The sequence below is a fragment of the Anaerohalosphaera lusitana genome (assembly GCF_002007645.1).
In the GTDB taxonomy this organism is placed as follows: domain Bacteria; phylum Planctomycetota; class Phycisphaerae; order Sedimentisphaerales; family Anaerohalosphaeraceae; genus Anaerohalosphaera; species Anaerohalosphaera lusitana.
In genome coordinates, this window is record NZ_CP019791.1 from 1,398,574 (window position 1) to 1,416,016 (window position 17,443).

Sequence of the window (17,443 nt, forward strand, 5' to 3'; positions counted from 1 at the left end):
TTCAGGAAAGGGAATTTTATGAAAAGAATGACCATTTTTCTATGCATGGTTGTCATTGTCTGCCTTGCAGGTGTATCACAGGCCAAGCTTGTGGAATATCTGACATTCGATGCAGACGGCAGTGCGATTGTGGGAGCCGACGCTGTTTTGAACGGTGATGCAGCAATAAGCACCGGAACGCAGGGCATCGTCGGCGAGGCCTTACAGCTTGACGGTGACGGCGATTTCGCAACCACACCTGGCTTTAAGGGTATTGGCGGCGCAAATCCGCGAACTGTTTCTCTGTGGGTCAAGACCAGTGTAAATCAGGCTGACGGTACTTTTTTCCTCGGCTGGGGTGATACCGGTTTTGGAAGTCGGGTTCGTTATGATCTTGGTCTTCAGTCGGGAACTTCCGATCAGCTTAGAAATGAGCTCAATGCGGGAGCAATCACCAGTGATACGGGTACGACCATAACTGACGATGCATGGCATCACATTGCCTTGACGTTCGATGGCACAACTACCACGTTTTACGTTGACGGCCAGGCTTACGGCACGTCCACCACATCAGTCAACACTACTACTACCGAGGATCTTGCGATTGGCACCGGTGTTCGTGAATCCGTTGAATGGGGAACGATGACTCGCTGGACTCAAGGCCTTATCGACGAGGTGCAGATATACGATGAGGCGCTCACTGCCACGGATATCTCGTACATGTACAGTAATCCGGGCGATGTTGCATATCCTATGGTTGCCTTGCAGAATCCTTCTAACGGTGAAGAACGTGTCAGCGTAACACCGGTGCTCGAGTGGTCCGTTCTTGGCGGCAGTTCGAGCCAGGAGACAATCACGGTGCGGCCGACAGATCCAAATGCAGCGGCTATAGTCACCGATGAGCCTGCAAGTTCGCCATATACTCTGCCAGTGACGCTGGATTACGGAACCGAGTACGAGTGGAAGGTTGACGCTGTCATAGATGGTGTTGCGACGGCGGGTGAGTTTTCCACGTTTACCACCTTACCGGCAATTCCTGTCATAGATCAGCAGCCTCAGAGTGTGCTGGTATTTGGGGACGACCCCGTTTCACTGACTGTGGAAGTGACCAGTCCGTCTGCAGTATCTTATCAGTGGATGATAGATGACGGAGATGGTGATACGGAAAACGATGTTGAAGTTCCCGGCGCTACTGATGCTGCCTTGAGCTTTGCTGCCGCAGCCGGCAATGAGGGTACATACTATTGCCTGGTAACCAATGATGGCGGTACAGTGTCAAGTGAGTCGGCAACGATTGCAGTCAAAAAGCTTGTCTGCAACTGGACCTTTGATGGGACGCTGGCTGATGCGACAGGAAATGGCTATGACGGAACTGTCCAGCAGCGTGATCCTAATACTACACAGGTAGCTAACTATGTTGCCGGCATCGATGGACAGGCGCTCGATGCTGATTCGATCATTGTTGAGCATGTCCTGCCCCAGCAGGAGACCTGGCAGGAGTACACAGTGACAGTCTGGGCCAAGTCGGATACTGAGACGCAGACATCATATGCCGGTGTTTTCAACAACGGCAAAGCTGCTGCTGACGACTTCCAGATCGGCTGTGGCTCTACAGTTTATCGTTATAATGGTTCCGTAGCGTTTAATAATATTGCTCCTTTGAGCACGACCGCATGGACCATGCTTACGGTGACTTGTGATGCCGCAGGCACCAAGGTATATGCCGATGGCTCATACGTTGGAGAAAACAGTTCAAGACGAGTTGATTTTAGCAGATTTGCTGTTGGTGCCAACCGCGGTGACGGGCTCTTCTTTGATGGTGCTATAGATGACCTCAGGGTCTTTAATTATGCACGAACTGCTGAAGAGGTTGCTGAAGATTACTACGCCATAACTGGTGAAGCCATATGTCTCACAAATCCTGACATGGACATCACCGGTCCAAACGGCGAACCTGACTGTGTAGTTGACCTCCACGATTTTGCGTCCTTCGCAGCAGGATGGATGGAATGCGGGCTGTGGCCTTTGGAAGCATGTCCGCAGTAGTTTAGTTTACCCGAACAGTGTGGGAGTTCGGTTAATCCGAGCTCCCACTTTTTATGAATACGGGTGCTTTTTTGATTGTGAAAGGTGAACCATGAAGAAGATTGTGATGTGTACGGCAATCGCCGCATGGTGTTTCATGGGGGTTGCAAACGCGAACCTTGTGCAGCATTTGACTTTTGATGTGGACGGCAGTGCGACCGTCGGTTATGACGCTTCCCTGCGTGATGGCGCCTATATAACCTCAGGCGGGCAGGGCAGATTCGGCGAAGCGCTGGCCCTGGACGGTTCCGGTGATATGGCCGTGATTGACGGCTATAAAGGTATTGGCGGTGCCGATCCGCGGACGGTTTCTCTATGGGTCAAAACCGCGGTCAACCAGTCCAACGGTACCTTTTTTATGGGTTGGGGCGACGCTGGATATGGAACCCGCGTGAGGTACGACTTCGGGCTTCAGGCCGGCACAACCGACCAGATCAGAAACGAACTTAACGCCGGTTATTCATTGAGTTCTCGCGGAACCACGATAACTGACGATCAGTGGCATCATGTGGCACTTACCTGGGACGGCACAACGGCAACCTTCTACCTCGATGGGCAACTGTACGGTACGGACCAGCCCGGAACCGTAAATACGACGCTAACCGAGGATGTGGTTATCGGCACAGGTATTCGGCAGGCATTCGCAGGATACACGGACAACAGATGGACAGACGGTCTTATAGATGATGTCAGAATTTATGACACTGCTCTGCCTGCAACGGAGATTCAAAAGCTTTACCTGGGCAATGTACCGATGGTGGTTAATCCAACTCCTGCCGATGCGACCGATCATTTCGATCCGCTCGCAACGTTGAGCTGGGAGGTTTACAATGCTGAGAACGCTTCGTTAGAACTGAACATAGGTACGGATGTCGCCTGCAGCGATGTCGTCAGCGGGCTCGGCATAGGCTCGGCAACGAGCTACGATCTTTCGAATCTGCCCCTCGCATACGGCACGACCTACTTCTGGCGTGTTGATGTTATTGATGGTGAGGAAGTTTACCAGGGACAGGTGTGGTCGTTTACAACCGGCGGCGTTGCGAGTGATCCTGACCCCGCCGATGGGGGCAAGGCCGATAATGAGGCTCAGCCGTTCACATGGCAGGGCGATTCGCTGGTCTGCTCATATGACGTCTATTTTGGTACACTGAACGCTATGTCCTTCGTGGGTAATTATGAGACGGCATCGGTCAGCTATTCGCAACTTGCAGCCTCTCTGGGCGAGGTGCTGATACCTGCCGGCGAGTACCAATGGCGGGTCGATACAATTGATTGTGCAGGTGAGCTGATGGTGACCGGGCAGGTCTGGACCGTTACAATGCCCGAGCCCGATGCAGTTATGATTGATGATTTCCGCGGCTATGCTGATCAGGCCGCACTGGACGCGGTCTGGGCCGATGGAGACACTAACGGCAGCGGCACGGTCGCAGTTTACGATAAACTGACGGACGTGCTTTTCGTTGAGTTTGATGCGATAGGATCAGAGCCTTGCAAAGTATCGCGGACTTTTACTACAGCTCAGGACTGGGCCGGAACGGGCCGAGATACATTTTCATTTGAGTTCAGGGGCGTTGATGGTAACGGTCCCGATGATGTTTACATCGAGTTTTCGGATGGAACGAATACGGCACGCTTCACAAAGTCCGGGGCAGCAGTCAACGCGGAATGGAGCACGTGGTACATTCCTCTGGCGAAAATAAGCGATGCGGGGGTGGATACGTCAGGCATCACTGAGATTGCGGTTGGTACGATCCCGGCCGTCGGTTCGGCAGGCAACGGTGTGCTCGTAATTGATGAGTTCATGCTCTCGTTGCCGGGATGTATTGATGAGTTGAGGCCCGCGATGGACCTTACCGGCGACTGTGTGGTCGATATTGCTGATCTCGCAGAATTTGCCGACGACTGGATGATGAGCGATTTCGTTGTTACTGCGCAAACACGTCCCGCAGCGGTATGTGAATATGATTTTGAAAATAGCCTGGCCGACAGTTCCGGCAACGGTTTTGACGGAGCAGTTGTGCCTTCAGGTGCAGCGGTAGTTTACGCCTCCGGGGGGATAGATAATGACTCATGTGTATCGCTTGACGGCACATACCAGATCGAGCTGCCTGCTTCGGTTTTTAGCGGCATATCGAACGAGTTGACAATTTGCTGCTGGATGAAGGGCGGTGAAGGCCTTGAAGAATTTGAGTTCACCGGCGGCAGTTCAGCTAAACACGCAGTATGGGAAGATGCAGTCGCAGCGATCGAGCCGGGCCAGAGCGATTGGAAACATTATGCGGTTGTGATGGATTCGGCTGGTGAGGCTCGCTTTTATGTGGACGGCAAGCTGATCGCGATCGAGCAGGGTTTTGACAGCGGCATACAGGGAACCAATTCAGGAACATCCGTCCTGCGGTACATGCCCTTTGCTGATGAGACTGACAGAATATACGTGGACGATCTGCAGGTATATGGGCAGGCCCTGACACAGCAACAGGTAGTAGACATTGCCTTCGGACCTGCGGGCCATGTTGTTCAGCCGATAAGCCCAATTTATACCGATGCCGACATCGATGCTACCGGCAGGGTCGATCTGGCTGATTTTGCTGAACTGCAAGATGAATAGTTGCAACGGAATACATTAACACATTATTTCAGGGATTTGTTATGAATAGACGTGAGTTTTTGAAGACCGCAGCTTTTACGGCTGGTTCTGTAGCGGCTGGTGCGGCTGCAGGCAAAGCGGGTGAAGTGGCACTTTCCAATAAAGTCATGAACATGCGTACAGGCCGAAAAAGGCCAAACGTAATTTATATACTGGCCGACGACCTGGGCTATGCGGATCTGGGCAGTTTCGGACAAGAAAAGATCAACACGCCGACGCTGGATCGCATGGCTGCCGAAGGCATGCGTATGACCCAGCATTATTCCGGCAGCACTGTATGTGCGCCTGCACGCTGCAGTCTCATGACCGGTCAGCATACCGGCCACTGCTATATTCGCGGCAATGCAACGGTCGCACTCCGCCCGCAAGATTTCACAGTCGCCGAGATGTTCAAGCAGCATGGTTACGCTACCTCATGCATCGGCAAGTGGGGACTGGGCGATCTGGGTACTACAGGTCACCCCAACGAAAAGGGATTCGATCACTTCTTCGGCTATCTGAGCCAGTTGAGGGCACACCATTATTACACTGATTATCTATGGCGGAACACCGAGAAGGTGCCGCTCAATGGTAAGACTTACAGCCATGACCTGATGACGCAGGAAGCTCTGAACTTTGTTGATGACAACAAGGACAATCCATTCTTCATGTATCTGGCTTTTACCATTCCGCACGCAGAGCTGCTCGTGCCTGAAGATTCGTTGGAAGAGTACCGTGAGCTAGGCTGGCCTGAGACTCCCTGGCCCGGCGGCCATTACGGCGCTCAGGAAACGCCCCGTGCAGCTTACGCAGCGATGGTCACCAGAATGGATCGGGACATAAAAAGGCTCTTCGACCGGCTCAAAGAGCATGGTATCGACGAAGATACGTTAGTGATATTCACCAGCGACAACGGCCCCCATGCCGAGGGCGGCAACGACTGGGCGTTTTTCGACAGCAACGGCCCGTTCCGCGGTATCAAGCGGGACCTGTACGAAGGTGGTATCCGCGAGCCGATGGTTGTCAGATGGCCGGGCAAGATCAAACCGGGTTCAAAAAGCGATCATATATCCGCCTTCTGGGATTTTATGCCCACCTGTGCGGACTTGCTGGGTGTTGAGCCCCCGTCGAGCACTGACGGAAAATCGTTCCTGCCGGCCCTGCTGGGCAAAACACAGGAACAGCATGAGTATCTCTATTGGGAGTTCCACGAAGGCGGCGGAAAGCAGGCTGTTCGAAAAGGCAAGTGGAAAGGAATTCGTTTCAACCTTAAGAACGAGCCCAATCCGCCTGTGAACTTGTATAATCTGGACACTGATCCCGGAGAGACCACCAATGTCGCAAGTGTTTATCCGGGCATTGCAGCGGAACTCAAGCAGCTGATGTTGGAGGCGCATGAAAGATCTCCCATTTTCAAATTTTATGGAGAATAATCATTCGTCACAAGACACAAGCAATGTTCGTATGCACTGCCGGCGTAGAGGTTTTAAAAAAGTTGGATAATACTGCCTAATTGCAGATTGGGAATAATTCAGGAAAAAATATGAAAATCAATATCAAAATAATTAATCTTGCTTTAGTGTTGCCGATGTTTGCAATTACAGCTCCTGCTTCAGCGGACCCTCTGGATGCTGCGCAGGGCGTAATCTTGCGTAACACGCCTGACCATGCAGATCAATTTATACTCGAGCAGATACCGGAAGTTGACGGCCGTGATGTTTTCGAGATCGACATCGACCACTCTAAAGACAAGATCATCCTTAAGGGATCTTCAGCCGTTGCGATCTCCAGTGCATATAACTGGTACCTCCGTTATGTGGCTAACTGTAACATTTCCTGGTGTGGTACACAGCTGGATCTGCCCGCAAAACTCCCACAGTCAGATGAGACGATCCGCAAGGAAAGTCCATACAAGCATGGCTATTATCTGAACTACTGCACGCTAAATTATACTATGTCCTTCTGGGACTGGAGTCGCTGGGAAAAGGAGCTTGACTACATGGCTATGCAGGGCATTGATTTGGCCCTTGCACCGGTTGGCGTTGAAGCAGTCTGGCAGGAGACACTTAAAAACTACAATTTCACCGATGAAGAGATCAAGGAATTCATATGCGGCCCGTCATTTTTCGCATGGTGGCTAATGGGCAATCTAGAGGGGTGGGGCGGGCCTCTACCCCAGGACTGGATCAATGAGCATGTTGTTCTGCAGAAAAAAATTCTCGCTCGGATGCGCGAACTGGAGATCGAACCGGTTATGCCTGCTTTCTACGGTATGGTTCCCAATAAGCTGAGGGAAAAATATCCCTCGGCCGACATCCGTAGTCAAGGCGGCTGGGCAGGCGGTTTTAAGCGTCCCGCCTTCATTTCGCCAACTGACCCGCTCTTCGCTAAAATGGCCAGCACCTTCTATTCTGAGCAGAAAGAATTATTCGGCACATGCAAGTACTTCTCAGGTGACCCCTTCCACGAAGGCGGCTCCACTGCGGGAATTGACCTAAATCAGGCAGGCTCAAATATAATGAATGCCATGCACACTGTTTCCTCAGATGCTGTCTGGGTTTTGCAGGGTTGGCATAACAATCCTCGTGATGCGCTCATGGCAAATGTTCCCAAGGAAAAAACTCTCATTCTCGACCTTGACTGCGATAACCGGCCGCAGTGGGCCCACCGCAATGGTTGGAAGGGCAAACCCTGGTCGTGGTGCATGATTCATAACTTTGGCGGCAATACGGGTATGTTCGGGCGAATGGAAGTCGTTGCAACCGAACCTGTAAAGGCATTGAACGCGGCAAACGGCGGGAATCTCGTTGCCATCGGGGCAATACCTGAGGGTATCGAAACAAACCCGGTAATTTACGAGTTGCTCTGGGATATGCGATGGCGGTCACAGACGCCTGATATGGTCGACTGGACCAACAAATATGCCCACCGCCGTTATGGCAAAGACTTGCCTGAAACTGCCCGCGCATGGCAGGCTCTCCGCACCTCTATCTATGGCAAACCAATGACCAAGCCATCTCAGCAGGGCACCAGCGAATCTATCATATGCGCCCGTCCTGCAAAACAGATTAACAAGGTGTCCAGTTGGGGAACTTCTAAAATCTACTTCGACCCACAGGAAGTCTTCGCTGCGTGGGAAGATATGCTTGCTGCCGCCGATCAGCTCGGGGATGTTGACACTTACCGGTACGATCTTGCCACGATAACTCGCCAGGTGCTGGCCAATTTTGCCCAGCCGGTACATAAGCGGATGATAGTCGCCTTCGAGGCAGGTAATCAAGAGCAATTCAAGCGATGGTCCGATAGATTTCTCAAACTGCTGGACGATCAGGACCGCATCTGCTCAACCCGTTCTGAGTTTATGCTCGGCCCCTGGATCGCTGAAGCCCGGACATGGGGCCGAACACCTCAACAGAAAGACTTGCACGAATTCAACGCTCGCACTCTTATCACAACCTGGTCCTATAGAAACTCAAATCTCCATGAGTATGCACACCGCGAATGGTCCGGTCTGATTTCGGATTTTTACAAGCCCCGCTGGCAGATGTTCATAAAAGAACTTGCTTCACAGTTGGAAGGCAATCCTGCCCGCAAGATTAATTATTATGCTGAGTTTGAAAAAGGCTGGACTCAGCAGACAAAATCTTATCCTGAAACACCTCAGACTGACACAGTTACCGTTGCACGCGAAATCCATAGCAGGTACGAGCAATTCATAAAGTCTGTCTACAATTTCAGCTCCCCGAGCGATAAAACTAACAGCTCACTGGCCCCTTAACGAATCTGCCCCTGATATCGCTGGAGATTGCGTTCTAGATCGTTATGAGACAAGAATAAAGAAAGGCAAATCAATGAATAGAAAAGCATTCACACTTATTGAACTTCTGGTTGTAATATCAATTATTGCACTGCTGCTTGCGATCATGATGCCGGCGTTGTCGATGGTCAAAGAGAAAGCAAGAGGCGTAGTTGGTATGTCTCGGGTTAAGCAGTGGGGGCTATGCTATCAGCTGTTCAGTAACGATCACGATGGCAGCTTCCCGGAATTCAAAACTGAAACTACAAATACCACATTCATGTATGACCTTAAGGACTACTATTCCGACATAGACGAGATGCGTTTCTGTCCTTCTGCCAAGAAAATCTCACAATCTAACCCAACGGGTATGCAGCAGGGAAGTTTTTTCGGAAGCACGCTCGAGGCCTGGAAGGTCAATGTCCAGGAAGCCATTTGGATGGAGGATGATGACATCGGAGCGGGAAGCTATGGTGAAAACTCTTACATCAGAAAGCTGGAGGGCAGCTCTAAAACCTGGGGCCGTGCAAACATGCCGCGGGCGAATACGGTTCCTGTGCTCATGGATGCACGTTGGAACAATGCCTGGCCGGACAACAATCAGCCGCTTCGCCGTTCCGCAACAACGGACCAGGAGTTTTATGATGCCGGCAATTGGAGCAGTATTTCCTGCTTTGTTATGAGAAGGCATGGCGACGGCATCAACATGACCATGGCTGACGGTAGCGCTCAGAAAGTCGATGCCGAAGAACTCTGGCAGTTGAGATGGAATCGCCAGTTTGAACGCGAGGGAGAGAAGGATCTCAGTTTTATGAAGTGGAACAGGTAAATATGAAACCAAGTCAGCTAAGGGATTTGCCCGAAAGAATCCTTAACTGAACAGTAGAAGCCGTTTCAAAATTCAGATTTGCCTATCGGCGGCCCTTTCTTAGCCTGGCTGCGTTTAGCAAAATCGGCCATAGTTACGACTATTACTAATTTTACTCGCCTTGCCAGTACAAAAAATTGCTCACCGGCAAGCCACGAGCAGTTTCGAAACAGCTTCTAGACAGTGAGGAAGGGCTCGTGCGTGAGATTTGCGGTAGTTATGCTTCTCGTTTGCTGCATGGAAGATGTCCTGGCCGCTGAGATTGTTTTTATATTATAATAAAAATAAAGTGCCCAAGTAGCTCGTCGATAGGTCAGCATGACAACCCAAGCAAAACCTTTGCTCATTGATTAACAACATCTTAATCGCTGTGGTTTTGACATTTCACGTTAAACCACATCAATGTTGCTATGAATTTGTCTGTAAGCAACTTTGCAATAGTTCAATCAGAAGCTGTTATAAAAATTATAACCAGCAGGGCCACCTCAAAGAAAAAACATTAAACTTTTCGCGTCCTCTAGAAAGGTTACTTAAGAAATTTCGGGTATTAATAAATGATGGCAGAAAGGCAGTTTATCTGTCATCAGTTAAATTGAAAATCGACTATTCTGCCGTCAAAATCACAACTGAACTCTGCAGGTTTGTAGTCATCGGCACACGCAGACCTTTTTCCATCAGTTCAGCTCCAGTTATGATTCGCCCGTCGTCCGGACAAAGCCCAGCCTTGCCCTCGGGCAGATTCACCTCTTCCACGCGATACTTCGCCGCCGCATCCAACCCCTTCGGCCGGACCACGACAGACTCACCGCTCTCGTCATCAGCCGTCTGGAACGCAAAGACCACCGCCTTAGCCTTATTCCGCGAAACATAATTCAACGCCGCCCTCGGCTCGTCATACGGCGACATCAGCCGGTACAGATCGCCTTCCTGAACTATCGGCCGGATACGCTCTTTGTAAAGCGGTATCGCTACCTCAGCCGCGGCCTTCTCAGCGTCCGTCATTTTTGCCGGGTCAACGTCCATTCCAAGCCTGCCACTCATAGCAACTGCGAACGCAAACTGGAAATCACTGTTGCCCCAGTGCGTTACGTGTGCCGAGATCGTTTTTGCCGGGAAAAAGTGCGAATATCCCCACTGTATTTTCACCCGCCTATGAGCATTAGTGTTATCGCTCGGCCAGAACTCATCAAAATACCGCAGTACGCCGTAGTCTACCCGACCGCCGCCGCCCGAACAAACCATCATCTGTACATCCGGGTGACGCTCAGCGACACGCTCCATCACCCTGTAAAGCCCATGAATGTAGTCTATCCACAGATGCGATTGCTTCTCCGAACCCAGATACTCCGACCATGGGTTATGAAACGCGCTGTTGCAGTCCCATTTAACGTATTTAATCTTCGGGTGCTTTGAAAGCAGATCATCCGCCCACTTAAACGCAAACTCCTGCACTTCCGGGTTTGTCATATCCAGCACATACTGGCCACGCTGTCGATACTTCTCCCGATCAGGCTCAGCCAGTATCCAGTCCGGATGCTCATCCAGAATGTAAGCACCAGGATTGGCCATCTCCATTTCGATCCATATGCCGAAGTCGAAATCATTTTCCTTACATGCCTCGATCAACGGCTCAAGTCCGTTAGGCAGCATCTTCGGCGTGATTCGCCAATCGCCCAGAATCCTCGCCTTTTCCGGACTGCCGAACCAGCCGTCATCCAGCAGGAAAATTTCCATTCCCATTCCGCCGGCCCGGTCGATCAGATCGACAATCCGCTTTTCGTTCACGTCAAAACCAGTCGCTTCCCAGTTGTTCAGCACGGTTTTGTGAACCTTCTCGCCGCCGCGAATGCCATGCTCCAGGGCCCACCTGTGAAAACGTCTGCTAACCTCACCCTTGCCCTTGTCGCTGATGGTGTAAATCAATGCCGGCGTCTTAAAAGACTCACCTTTCGCCAGCTCATACTCAGAGGCAAAGGGATTCATCCCCGCAAGTGCCATAAGCCTGTCGTCTGCAACTTCAAACGCAAACCTGTAATTGCCTGACCACGCAAGCGAAGCTCCCAACACCTTGCCCGTATTCTCCTTTGCAGGTTCTTCAAGCGAGATCATGAAATGCGGCGCTGTCGCCATCGAACTTGTGATACCCAGTTTAGAGTCCACGATCTTGACGCCGGGCGTGAGTTTCTCCTCGTAAAGGTCCATTTCCCCCGCCCATTTGCCGTGAAAATGCGTCAGCCAATACTCACGCGCCTGCATGGGCATAGCAGCGGACGCAAAACGCGACAGGACAACCGGCCCATTTTCCTGGTTTCGAACTTCCATCCACTGCTCGATTATGTCTTGCTTCGTGTAGGTTTTGAAACACAGATCTACATAGAATTCGTAATTCGGATCCTTCAGTTTGACCTTTGTCAGTTTTACGCCCGGCTCGACTGTCTTCTTCTCATGCGACTTATAAACCAGCTGCGTCCAGACGTGTCCGTCTGCATGTTTCACCTGCAACGCAGGTTCCTGCCAGTACTGTCTTTCGGAATCACTAAAAATTGTCGGCAAAACCATCTGACTGCCCAGCCCGCTTTTGAAAACGTCCCCAAGCTCCAGCTTTGGCCCATAATACCCCTTCAACAGCCTGCCCTTTGGCGAAACCTGCAGCACCATGAGCGTATTCTCGCCGGCAATCTCGATAAGTTCCGCATCCGGCACCAACACAGGTGAGCCTTCTTTCATGACAATCACCGCCTCCGCCCAATTTGCATGATCGTGACTTATACCGTCGCCACCATCTTTGACGACGAGAAACAGCTTATCAACGCCACTGACATCTACATCGACCTCCCTGGCTTCATCGCCCCCGTGCATTACATCGCTGTCAAAAAGTATTTCATCGTCTCCCTTGATAATAAACTGCACGCTGCCTCGCTTGCCGCCCTCATCGTCGACGCCCACAAACGCCCGAAACCTCTCGCCCCTGCCGGCCAGCAACACAACCGCCTTGCCGGATGCATGCGTGCCGAGCCCATGCTCAAAAGACTTGCCTCCAATCCGCAAAGTATTGCCGTCACTGGACTTATTCACCTGCGGATCACCCCAGCCGGTGGTAATGAAATTGGTCCCCAGCGAAGACAGCTTAAACTCCTCTGCGACACAACTACCGGTTATTAGTGACATTGTAAAAACAATAGCCATAACTCTTTTAGTCGACATGTGCACTTGCCTTTATAAAACTCGATATCAAATGGATTTAAAATGAATATTCCGAACCCCTTGCTCGTTTGCTCTTTATACCAAATCGGAATCTGATTATCAAAACAAAACTAATCACTGCTTGGATGAATAGTTCTGATCTCTCAGTGACCTGTCCGCAAATCTGAGTATCGATTGGCAAATCCGTGAGAACGTTTGGGCACAGCTCCGCATGAAGGTAAAACATGTGCTAAGAAAGTACGGCTACCCGCCGGATATGCAGGCAAAGGCAACAGAACTGGTGCTGGCTTAAACCGAAACTCTGTGCCAGGACTGGGCAGCTTAAGAATTTTTGCATTACTTTTTGAGCTAAACCTGCGAGCTGAGGACTTGTCGGTTTTGGGTTGCTGGTTTGTTATAAACCCTTGTCATTACTATATCTGGATATTTGGTGGGCACATCTGTGCGGACTTGGATACTTTTTATAACCGAACCTATAACTTTGCTGCTTGACGGCCGGTACCCGCTGTCCTATGATGTCATGAAATATAACTGTAAGCGTAATGGCACGAAAAACTTAGGGCTGTAAGTGCTTTAATAGTAAAGGTTTGTGAACGGCTAGATGCCGTTGAAAATCCGTGTGTCGGCGGTTCAAATCCGCCCCTGACCATTTGGATAAAGTTAGGCCAGTCACGCACTTATGCGAGGCTGGCCTTTTTTGTTTTGCCCTCGAAAACTGCCTCTGCGTCACTATTGCGTCAGTCACCTTTTCGCGTCTTCGAGGATCTTGTCCATTACTTTGCTTGCCGCGTCCATGTCTTCGTTGCGGACCATTACGTAGTATTTCCTGGTTGTAGTGATGCTTTGTTTCGCCTTTTACCCCGTTGGCGTATCAGTTTAGAAGTAGACTTAATAAGTAAAGGGCCACAGCAGTATCTGCTTAGAGACCCTGGTGCTGATCCTTTACGGATTTACGATATTGGCTGGGTGTCATGCCGAGGCTTTCCTTGAATACCTTGCCCATCCGGTCCGTGCTTGAGAATCCCACAGCCAGTGCAATGTGCTTGATGGGCAGCGTTGTGTTCGCCAGCAGGTGCTTTGCGCGTTCCAGGCGGCATCTTTTTATCTCGGTCCCGATGGAGCAGCCCAGGCTTTCTTTGAACTTCCTTTCCAGCGTCCGGCGAGTGATCGGCAGCATTTCGATCAGGTCGTCGACTCGTATATCTCTATAGCTGTGATTCCAGATAGTCTGCAATGCCTTGAACACGACGGGATCATCGATTGAATGGACGTGATCGCGAGGCACAGCTGTATCTCGTGCGACTTTGGCTATGTCGATATCGTCCATCGCAAGCGTGAGAACCTCCATAGCATAGGCGCTGAGCACGTTCGAATTCTCGGCCGGATGATCCTTGACATGCTTGAGGATCTTTTCGAATGCTGCGGCAATAAGCTCAGGATGCTGAACCGAGATCACTCCCCGGTTTGGATCCAAAAGGCCTTTCTTCATCAGTCTATACAAACGTTCGCCGTTCCAACTTAGCCAGTATTCTTTCCAGCCGCTGCTTGGATCGGGGCGATACCGATGCCACAGATCAGGGTACAGAAAAATTACATCCCCGGCTTTAACCTGTGTCTGTTCATTTTTAGCTGACTCGAAAACCCCATGCCCCTCTGCAATCAACAGAATCTGATACTCTGCAAGTGTACGGCCCGTTTCCCAGCGGAAACTGTATAAGCTTGGGTGTCCTTGAGGCGGATAGCTATCTTCGGCAGCGATTGAAGCGGCGCCTGCGCCTGTCAGGTATAAATCCCATCGCATGTTGTTTTCGGATATGGGCAGATAAGAAAAAAAGTTTTCCATACAACCGTGAAGCACAAAGGTTCAAAAATCATTTTCAATGTATACAGTTGTTTGGGCTGTCTTAAACAACTGCTTTTCAGTAATTGGGATTGCAAAAGCTCATTCTACGCTGTTTGCTATCTAAAATCAAGGCCCTGTGACGCAAAATGATGATAGGTTGACGCAAAAAGGGCTTTTTTATTGCTTCGCCAATAAGTATATTGGTTAAGGTACCTTTTGGCAAACTGACCATTACTGGAGCTGGCCTTGGATATTCTTAACACTATTACTGATCTGTCGCACGAATTTGGGATTGCCGATTATGTGTTGGGAGGCGGCGGGAACACTTCATGCAAAAATAGCAGCACGCTTTGGGTCAAGCCGTCCGGTACCACATTGGCCGATTTAGAGCCGGAGACATTTGTCGCGCTGAGTCGAAATCAGCTCGCCGATTTGTACAAAATAAACCCTCCCGCCGAAGCATCCGCCAGGGAAGCACTGGTTAAAGACAGGATGCAGAATGCTGTGCTTACAGATGCAGGTCGTAGGGCCTCGGTTGAAGCACCTCTGCACGACTCATTAAGTGCACGATACGTGGTGCATACGCATCCCTGCCTTGTAAACGGAATGACCTGTGCAATGGAGGGAAAAGCGGTCTGCAGGGAACTGTTCCCGACTGCGCTTTGGCTCGATTATATCGATCCCGGTTATACACTCTGTATGGAGGTCAGGAACGAGATACAGAATTACAAGGATCAAAATGGTCGCGAACCCTCGCTCATCTTTTTGAAGAACCACGGCGTATTTGTCGCGGCAGATGAACCTGATGAGATTCGCAAGCTTTATGCCGAGGTGATGTCAATGTTGAAGGCCTCGTACGATAACGCAGGTGTTTCGCTTGAGTTGGATGTCGGAGCTAAGCCTGAAGTCGACCGCATTAAAGCTGCAGAATCCATCATTCGCGATGCGATAGGAATGGATGATATATCGATTGCTTCTGGCGGGAGGTTCAAACCTGCTTCAGGACCTATCTCTCCGGATCATATTGTATATGCAAAGTCTTACCCATATATAGGCACCCCGACTCATAAGGGGATTGATGACTTCAAATCTAAACATGGATATATTCCGCAGGTTATCGCCTTCGGTGATGCGGTCTTTGGTGTTTCAGAAGAAGCAAAAGGTGCGTCACTGGCATTGCAGTTGGCCCAGGATGCAGCTTTAGTAGAACAACTGGCTGAGGCTTTCGGAGGCATCGACTATATGAGTGAGAAAGCAAGAGAATTTATCGAGAACTGGGAAGTTGAATCCTATCGCAAAAAACAGATGTGAAGCTGATTGCAGCATGCGATTGCGGAGCTAAAAACTGTAACGACGGCCTTTTTGGAGATACTCTAAATGGCAGAACCCCAAGGAGCACAACAATCTTCTGGGAATCATGAAACTCCGTCTGTGCCGAAACACGAAGCACAACAGCAGTCTTCGGATGAATTTGAACGTCAGCCGGTACCTGAGCATGCATTGCTTAAATTCAAGAGTTTTATCGGCATGTATGCGGGTGAGCATTGCGCCGGTACGGAACTCATGATCGGGCCGCTGTTTGTCGCTGCGGGGGTGAGCGTTTTTGATCTTATAACAGGCCTGCTGCTCGGTAATGCACTGGCTGTTCTTAGCTGGATGCTGATGTGTGCTCCCATCGCGACACGCGCACGGTTGACCCTGTACTATCAACTTGAAAGGATTTGCGGTCGTCACCTGGTGACGCTCTATAATCTGGCGAACGGTATAATGTTCTGCTTTCTTGCTGGGGCGATGATCACTGTTTCGGCAACTGCTGTGGGGGTATGGTTCGATTTTCCAATGCCAGGCTTGACGGATCTGTATCCGAACAGCATTGGGTGGGTGCTTGCCGTTGCGGCAGTCGGCGGAGTGATCGCTATTGTGGCGGCCTGTGGATATCAGGTGGTTGCGAAATTTGCAAATATCGCGGCTCCATGGATGGTGTTGGTTTTCCTTGCATTTGGATTGATCGGTCTGAGACAATTCATGAATGTCAGCGAAGCCGAGGTCCGCAATGTCGGTGATCTATGGGCCCTTGCGAATAATCACATCTGGAAGGGGGGCGATCCGCTGCCTGGCCAGGTAAAATTCACGTTCTGGCACGTCACTTTCTTCGCATGGTTCTGCAACATGGCCATGCACATCGGCATGAGCGATCTGTCAGTATTTCGGTACGCGAAAAAGTCATGGTTTGCTGTAGCCTCGGCTGCTGGAATGTATGTTGGTCACTTTATGGCATGGATTAGCGCATCGATCCTGTTTGCCTATCAGCTCCATCTAAACCCGGGTGATACCAATGTACTGCCCGGTCCGATGGCTTACAAGGCGGCTGGATTGGCGGGCCTGGTCTGTGTGATAATCGCCGGCTGGACCACAGCGAACCCGACTATATACAGGGCGGGACTTGCTTTCCAGGCAATCGTTCACAAATGGTCTCGATTCACGGTCACACTGGTAACCGGGGCCTTAGCAACTGTTGCGGGAATGTTTCCGGCGGTTGCCATGAAACTGCTAGGTTTTGTCGCTCTCTATGGCATGCTGTTGATGCCGATGGGTGCGGTGATCTTCGTCGACTTCTGGTTCATGAAAAAGCTCGGACTTCAAAGTAACTATGCACAAATAAGCAAATCGCCATTCAATCTGGCTGCTGGGCTGGCTTGGTTTGTAACATTGGCGGTGTGCTGGTGGCTGGTGCAGACGGGGCGCATTCAAATCTATTTTGTTTCGCTGCCTGGCTGGTTTTTTGCTGCAGTTGTCTATGTGCTGATTAGTTATCTGATTCAAAAAAGAAATTGTGCACTGTCTTCATAAGAGGATTAGATATGCTTAAGAAAATAGCTCAAATTGTTTCGTGGATATGCCTGGCGGTACTGATACTGCCTTCTGCTTTGTATCTAACAGGCAGCATCTCGTCTCTGCAGAGTGTCAAGCTCGCTATGATCGTTGCGACAGTTGTCTGGTTTATCAGTGCACCGTTGTACATGTGGAAGGAAAACGGGTAAT

At 50.5% G+C, this 17,443-nt stretch carries 10 protein-coding genes and 1 pseudogene; 9 read left to right on the forward strand and 2 right to left on the reverse strand.

What is annotated here, in order from left to right; all coding sequences use genetic code 11:
- Nucleotides 1–18: 18 nt before the first annotated feature.
- The 5 genes from STSP2_RS05925 (at nucleotide 19) to STSP2_RS05945 (ending at nucleotide 9,315) form a co-directional block, all read left to right on the forward strand.
- Nucleotides 19–2,025 (forward strand): LamG-like jellyroll fold domain-containing protein, encoded by a 2,007-nt coding sequence (locus tag STSP2_RS05925; protein ID WP_146660785.1) that lies wholly within the window; start codon nucleotides 19–21, stop codon nucleotides 2,023–2,025.
- Nucleotides 2,026–2,116: 91 nt separating this feature from the next.
- Nucleotides 2,117–4,672: a LamG domain-containing protein gene (locus STSP2_RS05930; protein WP_146660787.1), complete on the forward strand. Its 2,556-nt coding sequence runs from the start codon at nucleotides 2,117–2,119 to the stop codon at nucleotides 4,670–4,672.
- 41 nt (nucleotides 4,673–4,713) lie between these two features.
- Nucleotides 4,714–6,123, forward strand: coding sequence for an arylsulfatase (locus tag STSP2_RS05935; RefSeq protein WP_146660789.1), 1,410 nt, complete (start codon nucleotides 4,714–4,716; stop codon nucleotides 6,121–6,123).
- A gap of 110 nt (nucleotides 6,124–6,233) precedes the next feature.
- Nucleotides 6,234–8,468 carry an alpha-N-acetylglucosaminidase gene (locus STSP2_RS05940; RefSeq protein WP_146660791.1) on the forward strand — a complete coding sequence of 745 codons (2,235 nt, stop codon included), beginning with the start codon at nucleotides 6,234–6,236 and terminating at the stop codon, nucleotides 8,466–8,468.
- A gap of 73 nt (nucleotides 8,469–8,541) precedes the next feature.
- Nucleotides 8,542–9,315 carry a type II secretion system protein gene (locus STSP2_RS05945; RefSeq protein ID WP_146660793.1) on the forward strand — a complete coding sequence of 258 codons (774 nt, stop codon included), beginning with the start codon at nucleotides 8,542–8,544 and terminating at the stop codon, nucleotides 9,313–9,315.
- 642 nt (nucleotides 9,316–9,957) lie between these two features.
- Here STSP2_RS05945 and STSP2_RS05950 read toward each other — a convergent pair.
- The gene (locus STSP2_RS05950; RefSeq protein ID WP_146660795.1) at nucleotides 9,958–12,558 is read right to left on the reverse strand and encodes an alpha-galactosidase; all 2,601 of its coding nucleotides are present in this window, start codon (nucleotides 12,556–12,558) and stop codon (nucleotides 9,958–9,960) included.
- A gap of 160 nt (nucleotides 12,559–12,718) precedes the next feature.
- On the opposite strand from STSP2_RS05950, the pseudogene STSP2_RS18045 reads away from it, so the two are divergent.
- Nucleotides 12,719–12,850, forward strand: a pseudogene (locus STSP2_RS18045) (type I restriction enzyme endonuclease domain-containing protein); the annotation flags it as partial.
- A gap of 627 nt (nucleotides 12,851–13,477) precedes the next feature.
- Here STSP2_RS18045 and STSP2_RS05960 read toward each other — a convergent pair.
- Entirely contained in the window at nucleotides 13,478–14,359 is an 882-nt protein-coding gene (locus STSP2_RS05960; protein WP_169853025.1) for an AraC family transcriptional regulator, read from the reverse strand.
- Between the two features lie 288 nt (nucleotides 14,360–14,647).
- Here STSP2_RS05960 and STSP2_RS05965 point away from each other — a divergent pair, with 288 nt between their 5' ends.
- From STSP2_RS05965 to STSP2_RS05975, 3 genes are all read left to right on the forward strand, one after another.
- Entirely contained in the window at nucleotides 14,648–15,712 is a 1,065-nt protein-coding gene (locus STSP2_RS05965; protein WP_169853026.1) for a class II aldolase/adducin family protein, read from the forward strand.
- A gap of 66 nt (nucleotides 15,713–15,778) precedes the next feature.
- A complete protein-coding gene (locus STSP2_RS05970; protein ID WP_205848012.1) occupies nucleotides 15,779–17,251 on the forward strand; it encodes a purine-cytosine permease family protein in 1,473 nt (490 codons plus the stop codon).
- A gap of 11 nt (nucleotides 17,252–17,262) precedes the next feature.
- Nucleotides 17,263–17,442: a hypothetical protein gene (locus tag STSP2_RS05975; protein WP_146660801.1), complete on the forward strand. Its 180-nt coding sequence runs from the start codon at nucleotides 17,263–17,265 to the stop codon at nucleotides 17,440–17,442.
- Nucleotide 17,443: the final 1 nt, after the last annotated feature.